Annotated in this window: 8 protein-coding genes; 7 read left to right on the forward strand and 1 reads right to left on the reverse strand. The window is 40.4% G+C overall.

The window, feature by feature from the left end; translation table 11 throughout:
* Window positions 1–112: 112 nt before the first annotated feature.
* Window positions 113–790, reverse strand: coding sequence for a cysteine hydrolase family protein (locus DYY65_RS08430; RefSeq protein ID WP_162477525.1), 678 nt, complete (start codon window positions 788–790; stop codon window positions 113–115).
* 173 nt (window positions 791–963) lie between these two features.
* Here DYY65_RS08430 and amrS point away from each other — a divergent pair, with 173 nt between their 5' ends.
* The 7 genes from amrS (at window position 964) to DYY65_RS08465 (ending at window position 8,961) form a co-directional block, all read left to right on the forward strand.
* Window positions 964–2,037 carry an AmmeMemoRadiSam system radical SAM enzyme gene (amrS, locus tag DYY65_RS08435; RefSeq protein WP_162477526.1) on the forward strand — a complete coding sequence of 358 codons (1,074 nt, stop codon included), beginning with the start codon at window positions 964–966 and terminating at the stop codon, window positions 2,035–2,037.
* A gap of 199 nt (window positions 2,038–2,236) precedes the next feature.
* The gene (locus DYY65_RS08440; RefSeq protein WP_162477527.1) at window positions 2,237–2,422 is read left to right on the forward strand and encodes a zinc-domain-containing protein; all 186 of its coding nucleotides are present in this window, start codon (window positions 2,237–2,239) and stop codon (window positions 2,420–2,422) included.
* 267 nt (window positions 2,423–2,689) lie between these two features.
* Window positions 2,690–3,121 carry a S6e family ribosomal protein gene (locus DYY65_RS08445; protein ID WP_162477528.1) on the forward strand — a complete coding sequence of 144 codons (432 nt, stop codon included), beginning with the start codon at window positions 2,690–2,692 and terminating at the stop codon, window positions 3,119–3,121.
* Between the two features lie 253 nt (window positions 3,122–3,374).
* Window positions 3,375–4,637 carry a translation initiation factor IF-2 subunit gamma gene (locus DYY65_RS08450; RefSeq protein WP_162477529.1) on the forward strand — a complete coding sequence of 421 codons (1,263 nt, stop codon included), beginning with the start codon at window positions 3,375–3,377 and terminating at the stop codon, window positions 4,635–4,637.
* Between the two features lie 235 nt (window positions 4,638–4,872).
* Window positions 4,873–5,283, forward strand: a complete 411-nt coding sequence (locus DYY65_RS08455; RefSeq protein ID WP_236561749.1) for a PIN domain-containing protein — start codon at window positions 4,873–4,875, stop codon at window positions 5,281–5,283.
* Between the two features lie 19 nt (window positions 5,284–5,302).
* Window positions 5,303–5,974 (forward strand): MBL fold metallo-hydrolase, encoded by a 672-nt coding sequence (locus DYY65_RS08460; RefSeq protein ID WP_162477531.1) that lies wholly within the window; start codon window positions 5,303–5,305, stop codon window positions 5,972–5,974.
* Between the two features lie 539 nt (window positions 5,975–6,513).
* A complete protein-coding gene (locus DYY65_RS08465; RefSeq protein ID WP_162477532.1) occupies window positions 6,514–8,961 on the forward strand; it encodes an STT3 domain-containing protein in 2,448 nt (815 codons plus the stop codon).
* Window positions 8,962–9,021: the final 60 nt, after the last annotated feature.

Genomic DNA, 9,021 nt, shown 5'->3' on the forward strand with positions numbered 1-9,021 from the left:
TGATATGATATGTTGTAATATCTGATTATGGTACTATGTTTTAATTGCTAACTAGTGTCATGCAAGTAATATCGCATTCTTGCATATCACAGTTGCCAAGAAGATTGGATTATCAGTTCATTTTTGCTCTCAACAATCTGGGACGTGCTTGTTGCGAGGCCGCAGCTGACAAAGAGAGATTTAACTCCTGCAGATCCATTACTATCCCATAGTAACCTTTGACATTTTCTAAAGTTGATTCATAATGTTTTCGATTGCTTGATGCGGTAGCATCAGAAATCAGGACAACATCGTATCCTATGTTGAATGCCTCCCTTAATGATGTCTCTACGCAAATTGAAGTGTCAATGCCGCAGAAAATAAGAGTGTCTATTCCTAGGCTTCTGAGCCAAACTTCAATTTCTGTATCATGAAATGCCGAATCTCTTCTCTTTATTACGATATGATCCCCACTAATCGGCTTGATGTCATCAACTATTTCTGCGTCCCACGTACCACGCACACATATGGGCTTTTTCATGATTCTTTCTTCCCGTGCCTTTGGAAGGATCTTGTGGGTTCTTGTTAGAAGGTCTATCCCAGAGGACTCCCTAACTGCTTGAGTATAAAAAACTGGTACACCTGCATTTCGACATCTGTTAATTAACTCTGATATCTTTGGGATAACAGATTGATATTGACTGGTATCCATTCCTAAAAGGTCGTACGAACCACCTTTGCTGGCAAATCCATTTTGTACGTCTATTACTATTAACGCAGGGTTGACTCTATAGTCCCTTAGCTTTATCATTATCTATACGTCATTAAATATTCATTCTCTACTTATAATATTATAAGAGATCAAAAAGTGGATAAGGACTAAAACATTATTCACTAGGAGCGCCAAAACCTACACACAAGTATGGCGGGGTCTTTGATTATTATCCTGGTAGGTATATATGGTTAAATTGCAATTCTAATAACATGCTACTCAACGAGGCTCCTGGTAAGGAGGCTACGCTTTACTCTAGACTACCATCAGGCAGACTCAAATGTACCGCATGCGCTAGGCTTTGTGAAATTCCGGAAGGAAAGGTAGGTCTCTGCGGAATCAGAGGAGTGGTGGACGGTAAATTACGTCTGCTTGTCTATGGAAAAGTCATTGCAGGTCACATAGATCCCATTGAAAAAAAACCAGTTACCCACTATAGACCTGGCACCTCCATCTTTTCCATTGCCACAACAGGATGTAATTGGCTTTGTAAATATTGTCAGAATCACGACATCTCGCAAAGGCGCAAGATAGAAGGCACCGAAATGACACCGACTGAAGTAGTCGAGAACGCAGCAAATTACGATGCTGATGGAATTGCATATACGTACAATGAGCCCTCAATTTTCATCGAATTCGCAAAGGATTGCGGTATAGAAGCCCACAAGAGAGGTATCTTTAATATCTTCGTTTCTAACGGCTATGATACTCCCGAATCAGTCAATATGATGAATGAGTTTCTTGATTGTATTACTGTAGACTTTAAAGGAAGTGGCAAGCAGGAATTCGTTCGTCGATTTATAGGAATCCCTAACGCAGATCCTATATTCCAAACATTGAAGAACATAAGAGACAAGACTAGCATCCACACAGAAATTACAGATCTTATAGTTCCACAAGTAGGAGATGACTTGGACGATGCAAAAAGGCTATGCAAATTCGTGTATGACGAGCTCGGTCCTGATACTCCTATTCATTTCCTGCGGTTCCATCCCGACTACAAAATGATGGAATTTGATAGCACACCTGTTGAGACACTAGAAAAACACCACAGGGTCGCCAAAGAAGTCGGTTTAAGATATGCGTATCTGGGAAATGTTCCAGGACATCCATTAGAGCATACATATTGTCCTGAGTGCAACAGCGTAGTGGTTGGACGATACGGGTTTAGTATTACTTCATGGAACTTGACTGAGAAAAATTGCTGCAAAAGCTGTGGGCATCGCATCCCCATCCTAGGAAAGCCAAAGAAAATCCATAAGAACAGATTCCAAGTTATCTGGTAAGGCCAATAGTCAATTGGAAAATACACACTGTTCACCATGCTGTTTCACCCGCCCTTTCAAATCTGGTGCCAATAAACAAATTATTTGAAATATGATTATGTGTATTACAAGAACGGTTAGAACCAAATTAATACTGTCATTGTAACGTATAAAAAAGACAGCATAAATATCTGAATTTAGAATTAAAGTATGGAAGAACATGGTGCTTGAAGCAAAGTGCCCAGAGTGCTCAAGAAGGGCAGAGATGGATGTTGATACTCAGGAGATAAATTGCAGGTTTTGTGGCTTTCACGCGCAATATGACGAGTATCTTGAAATCATGAAAGGACGTGCGGAAGTTATGGCTGATGATTTTCTTGCTACCTCTGACAAAAAACCATTTTGACTGATAGTTTTATGACTATCATCCAATAACTATGAGCCTTCACTTAATCACCAATAGTTTCCTTTATCCGAACAAGTCAATTCAGCTCCACAATTATTACATCGAAGATGACAGGGCTGTAGTGCAATCATCCTATACCCGCAGCGCGGACATTCAATGCCTTTCATACAATCTTCCTGGAGGCATGCTAGAACATAATTGTACGCTTGCCTTTTAAATTAAACTTTACCAAACGTTAATTAAAAGCATTACTTTTTTCATATAAAATTGGCACAATTTAAGCTAGTAATCTCTGACTCTAAAGGCAAAAGTTTGTCGCAGGAGCTTAGGGACAGATCAGCTCAGCCCTTACTTGGCTCTAAGATAGGTGACGTGTTGGATTCTTCGGTCATTGGAATGAATCAAGGAAAGATCAAAATAACTGGAGGAAGCGATAAATCAGGTACGCCTATGCGCCAAGATATTCACGGGGGAGTAAAAAAATACGTCTTGCTTTCAAAAGGCGTAGGAATGAGAAATGTTAGTGAAGGAACGAGAATAAGAAAGTTGATTAGAGGTAACATGATAACCGAAGAAATCTTTCAATTGAATTGTAGGCTACTTGATGCTAACCTTCAAGAAAAGATCCCAGAATCAAAGAATGAGGCTGATGCCTCAACCAGCAAAGACAAAGAGGCAGACAAAAAAGAAACCAAATAACTTCTTGTGTCGAGTCAGATTAAATGATTGGCTGGTATCACTGTCATCATTGACCCTACCCTACACACCATCATTTTCGCTCAAATTCACCTTCACTCACCCGCACCCTCTCTCTTGCCCTGGTCGTGATCTTCCCTCTCATGATTATATTCACATCACCTTGATCCGCCGATTTTTATCCGTCTAGATGCATGATAACGAGGCTGCTCCCAAGTGATTACCCTTATATCTCTCAATAAATTTATCATCCGGATTGCATTGGAAGGACACTCTACCAGACTGGTACATTAAAGAGTACGGATATCAACCCAATATCAACATCGGCACCGCGGGTCACGTAGACCATGGGAAAACCACTTTAGTCGAAGCAATCACAGGAGTCTGGACTAGTGCTCATAGTGAAGAGTTAAGGAGGGGAATCACAATTAAAGTTGGATATGCTGATGCAGCCTTTTACAAATGCACAGAATGTCCTCCCCCAATTTGTTACTCAACTAGCCCCAAATGTCCCAACTGCGGTAAAGATAGTGAATTGTTACGTGTGGTAAGCTTTGTTGATTCTCCAGGACACGAAAGTCTGATGGCAAATATGTTATCAGGTTCCGCACTAATGGATGGGGCGATTCTTGTGGTAGCTGCAAATGAAAAAGTACCGCAGCCTCAAACCAGGGAACACTTGTTGGCCCTGCAAGTGCTAGGCATACAACAAATAGTCTTAGTTCAGAATAAAGCTGATTTGACTGATTATAATGCCGCCTCTGAAAATTACGAACAGATAAAAGAATTTGTTAAAGGTAGCGTTGCGCAAAATGCTCCTGTTATTCCAATATCTGCACAGCATAAACTCAATATAGATAGTTTAATCGAGGCCATAGAGAATAGCATAAAAACACCACCAAGAAAGAGAGAAGCCAGTGCGGTAATGCATGTACTTCGCTCTTTTGATATAAACAAGCCGGGCATCCCTGTAAAGCAGGTAAAAGGTGGAGTGATAGGTGGTGCGCTGGTTCAGGGAGAGTTTGTAATTGAGGACGAAATCGAAATTAGGCCAGGTTTTTTAGATGAAAAGCGCGGTAAATACGAGCCAATTAACTCAACCATAGCAACCCTAGGGACAGGTGCAGGCCTGGTCGAAAAGGTCAAGCCAGGTGGCTTGGTAGCCATAGGAACCAAGCTGGATCCGACTTTCGTTAAGAGCGATTCATTAATTGGCTCAGTTGTCGGAAAGCCTGATGCGTTACCTGATGATGTTGATGACATGTCGGTAGAAGTACACCTGTTTGATACTGCCGTGGGGACACAAGATATGGTTAAAGTAGAGCCCATAAAAAGTAAAGAGCCGCTAAGACTTAACGTCGGTACCGCCGCCACACTTGGAACAGTCAGTAACGTAAAGGACGGCAAAGTGGAGGTAAAGCTGAGAAAACCTGTTTGTTTGATGCCCAACAGCAGGGTCGCAATCAGTAGAAGGATTACGGACAGGTGGAGATTAATTGGTGCAGGTGTAGCCATATGATCAGATGTGGTATTTCAATTTGGTCGACGTTGATTTGTTCTAAATATGTTGACAATGATTATTTACCAAGATGATTCATAATAGCACAACTCCAGCTATTTTCACAAATCCATTTGATTCCATGGTGTGCTCGTCCGTTGCTCAACTTCATCAATCTTTATGTTCTACTTCCAGATTGATTCGAGTCGATAAGTTGCTTATTTGGAACATGAACTAATAAAGGATATTTTATTAAATGGACGTAATATGCGATACTAGTTTTCTAATTGTCCTTGTGTCAGCTCCTATAAAGCGGATAGACCAGGTTGAAGGCGAATATGGAAAACTCAATTTTTTGGTACCTGATCTTGTGATCGAAGAACTGAAACGTCTTGAACAAATATCAGGACCCAAAAAGGCGATGCTTGCGAAGACCGCTATCACCATTTCTAGCTCAAAAGCGAAGGTGGTAAAAGTGAAAGGATCTAAACATGTTGATGATTCAATAATAGATTATGCTTTGAATAATAATTGTGCGGTGGCTACAATTGATGGAAACCTTAAGAGGAGGTTGCTAGAAAATAATATCCTTGTACTTACATTAAGCAAGAATGTTTTAAGAGTTATCGGTCCCTTTAAAGATCTAGACTTAAAATTTAAGTATTGACTAGATACTGATCTAATACATGATAAAATATAATGATATAGAAATTGTCTGGACAGGGCATGATGGCTTCAAGTTCATTGGGATGGATGACAAGCATAATAGGAAGATAATATATGTCGATCCTTTTCGATTGTCAAATTCTCACCATGAGTCGCACGACGCCGACTTGGTTTTAGTTTCGCATAATCATTATGATCATCTAAGCATGGATGATCTAAAGCATGTGATAAATAAACAAACTTTAATTGTTGGTGCGGAGGAATGCGGTGAGCAACTAGGCAAGATAGACTCAAATCAAGTAAGAAAAGTAAGACCTAATGAAAGTCTAGAAATACAAGGCATTAAACTCGAAACAGTACCTGCATACAATACCAATAAATCGTTTCATCCAAAAGAGGATGGAAAAGTTGGGTTTATTTTTACACTCGGTAATCAAAGAATTTACCATGCTGGCGATACAGACTTGATCAATGAGATGGAATCTCTAAATCCGGATATCGCGTTGGTACCTGTATCCGGTACGTACGTTATGACTTCAGATGAGGCTGCCAGAGCCATTAACGAACTAATCAAACCCAAAAGGCTAGCAATACCAATGCATTATGGTGAAATAGTCGGTGAACTAAAAGATGCAAACAAATTCCGAGAGTTAGTTACTGCTTGCGAAACGAAAATCTTAGAACGTGATTAGTACTACTGACGATAGTCTCTATAATTTGTAATAGGTTTATCTTTTTTATTTTCAAGATTAAAAAACTTATATACGCATCTTTTTCTATATAAATGAAAATGGCCGCAAAGAAGAAAGCAACAAAGACTGCAAAAACTGCAAAGAAAGGGACAAAATCCAAAAAGTAAAGATCGGTAACGATCTTGATTTGGAAAGAGCAGTGTCATCACTGTTTCTTTTCCCTTCTTTTCTATTCCTTTCTTTGGAACGGTCGTATACTCAGAGTACATTTTATGTTAATTGGTTGGTTTAACTTGCTCTCAAGTATTATTTTGTCTTGCATCATCTTAACTTATGTTGTCTTGTACTGTTTTGTTTTATTTTCTTGTTATTGTTCGACTTTACAAAAATGAATTACTTGTTTATGTTCTTGATTTTGCAATACTAGTTCCTATAAGAAGAAGAGAAGAAGCAACTTAATCACACCTCACCGGGAAAAAAGCGAGCATTGCCGAGAAGGCAGTACCTTAAAAATAGGGTATTTTAATTAACTTTTATCAATGTTGGAAGACGGGAAGACCCTTTTTAGGATGGGTGGACATGAGCTTCATGTAAGACAGTTATTGGTTATTGGGGTTTTAGCTCTAGCATTTACTTCTGCTTTTATAATGCGTGCATATCCTGTGAAGTACGGATTTTACCTTAACGAATTTGATCCTTATTTCGACTATCGCGCCACAAAATATCTTGTAGATAATGGCTTGAACGCTTATTTTAAATGGCATGATACAATGTCCTGGTATCCTGAAGGAAGAAATGTCCCAGCAACATCGCAGGTTGGACTTCACATAGTAGCTGCGTTTCTGTACAAGGCTTTCGGGTTTGGAAGCTCGCTATTGGACTTTATAATCATGCTCCCAGTTGTGCTAGGATCGTTAACGACCATTGTCTTGTTTGCCTTGGTTAGGGTATTGAGGGGCACGACTGCGGGTATGGTCTCTGCTCTTTTATTTGCATTCAGTCCTGCTATAATTCAAAGAGGCAACCTTGGTTGGTTCAAATCCGAGCCCTTAGGACTGTTCTTTGGTATTTTAGGACTTTACCTATTGCTTTCTGCTATCAAACACAAGGAGGTCAAGTACTGTATTCTCAAAGCGATTGCTGGGGGTCTTGTGTTAGGTCTTGCGAATGCTTCCTGGGGAGGAGTTCAATATTTCAGCATACCTATTTCAATTTTCTTTGTTGCGTTACCTTTCTTTAGAAAAGACACCAAAATTCCAATGTTGGCCGCCATCGCCTTCACTGCTTTGGCTCTCGCAACTGCAGGAGCATTTCCCCGACCTGGCATTTCTTATGTTATTGGTCTGGCAGGATTGACACTAATGGGCGGTACTGCATTTCTTATTATAGCTCATTTTGTAAAAAAATTCAGCGAACCTAGAAGGGCTATTCGAAATACACTTTTTCTTTTGATAGCTTTTGTCGTAGTGGGGGTTGGATTCATAGGGCTTGGCGCTTACCATCATTCTTCCTTTAGGTACCTTAATGCCATCAATCCGTTCTTGTCGACGCAAAATCAGCTAGTTGCTTCAGTTGCTGAACATTTTACGCCAACTCTGGTTGACTATTTCACTAACTATTCCATTCTTCTTATGTTCGCTGGACTTGGCGCTTGGATTGCCTTTAGGCGAAGAGACGACATGTCGATTTTTACATTAATACTTGGACTTACCGCAGTTTACGTTAGTGCTACCTTCGCAAGGCTGCTTGTTTTTGCATCAATCGGTATTATAGTACTGGCAGGGATTGGGATCTATGAGGTGCTTCGAGTTTACGTGAATAAAGAAGCTACTGCACCTTCTCCATCTACATCTTTCGTATCAACTTCCAAGAAAGCAAGAAGAAAAATAGTAGAAAGCTCCAAAGTAGTAGCTTCAAAAAATAAGTGGATAACCGTTTCATTTGTAGCTATCATAGTGCTAATGCTTTGTATTCCCATGTTTTATCCTCCAAGCTCTAATTGGTTAAATTCAGTAGATATTCCTCCGTCGATAGCGAATGGAGGTACAGGCTATAGAGTTCAAACTAATGATTGGATAGACGCATTAAATTGGATTGCACACAATACGACTAAGAATGCAGTGGTCGCTTCATGGTGGGATTATGGATATTGGATAACTACTTTGGGCAATAAGACTAGCTTGGCTGATAATGCGACGATAAATCAAACCAGGATAGCAACAATTGCAAAAATGTTCATTGATCAGCCTCAGAATGGAATAAAGATTGCAAGGGACCTCAAGGCTGACTACATACTCGTCTACGTGGTAGCCCAACGCTTTGCAGGAGTCAATGGTACCAACTTTTACACACTAGGGAGTGGTGGCGACGAAAGCAAGAAACAGTGGTTTATGAGGATTGGTGGATTCGACGAAACCAATTATCTACAGTCAGACGGATTTAGTGCAACTCCCAGATTCTGGAACTCTACACTTCTAGGTCAGCTTATTCCCTACAAGCCACAAGCATACGCAGCATTTCAAGGTGGCCAACTCACCAATTTACAGCCAGACTACAAACCTGGAACCATTGCACTCTACGAAAAGGATATCAAATACCCAGTGGGTAACAATCCAGGCAAGCAGCCGTTTAGCCTGGTATACTCATCACCTAGCTTTCAGAGCAATGACCAAGGATTAGTTTTTGCGGTGTTGATTTACAAGGTCAATCATAATTATGTTCCAAAGCCAACCTCAGACCCATATCACGAGGTTGTTGTGAATGTAACTCAACCTGCTGCTGTCAATTCAACCCAGAATTTACCGTCGTCATCCCCATCGCATTCACCTACAACATCCGGACTGTCATCTACACCATCGTCTGCACATCTACCGGTGGTACCATCAACCCCTGCCCAGGTAACACCTCCAGGTAATGCAACAGTTCCAAACACTGTAACAATTCCAACTGCACACAAAAACATTGGTGCTAACAAGACATTGAAATAGTTTGTAATTCATACCCTTGCTGATTGTTTGGCTTGTTGGATAACCTTCGTGGCTGGGTAA

Origin of the sequence: Nitrososphaera sp. AFS, assembly GCF_009898475.1 — an archaeon.
Lineage (GTDB): Archaea > Thermoproteota > Nitrososphaeria > Nitrososphaerales > Nitrososphaeraceae > Nitrosopolaris.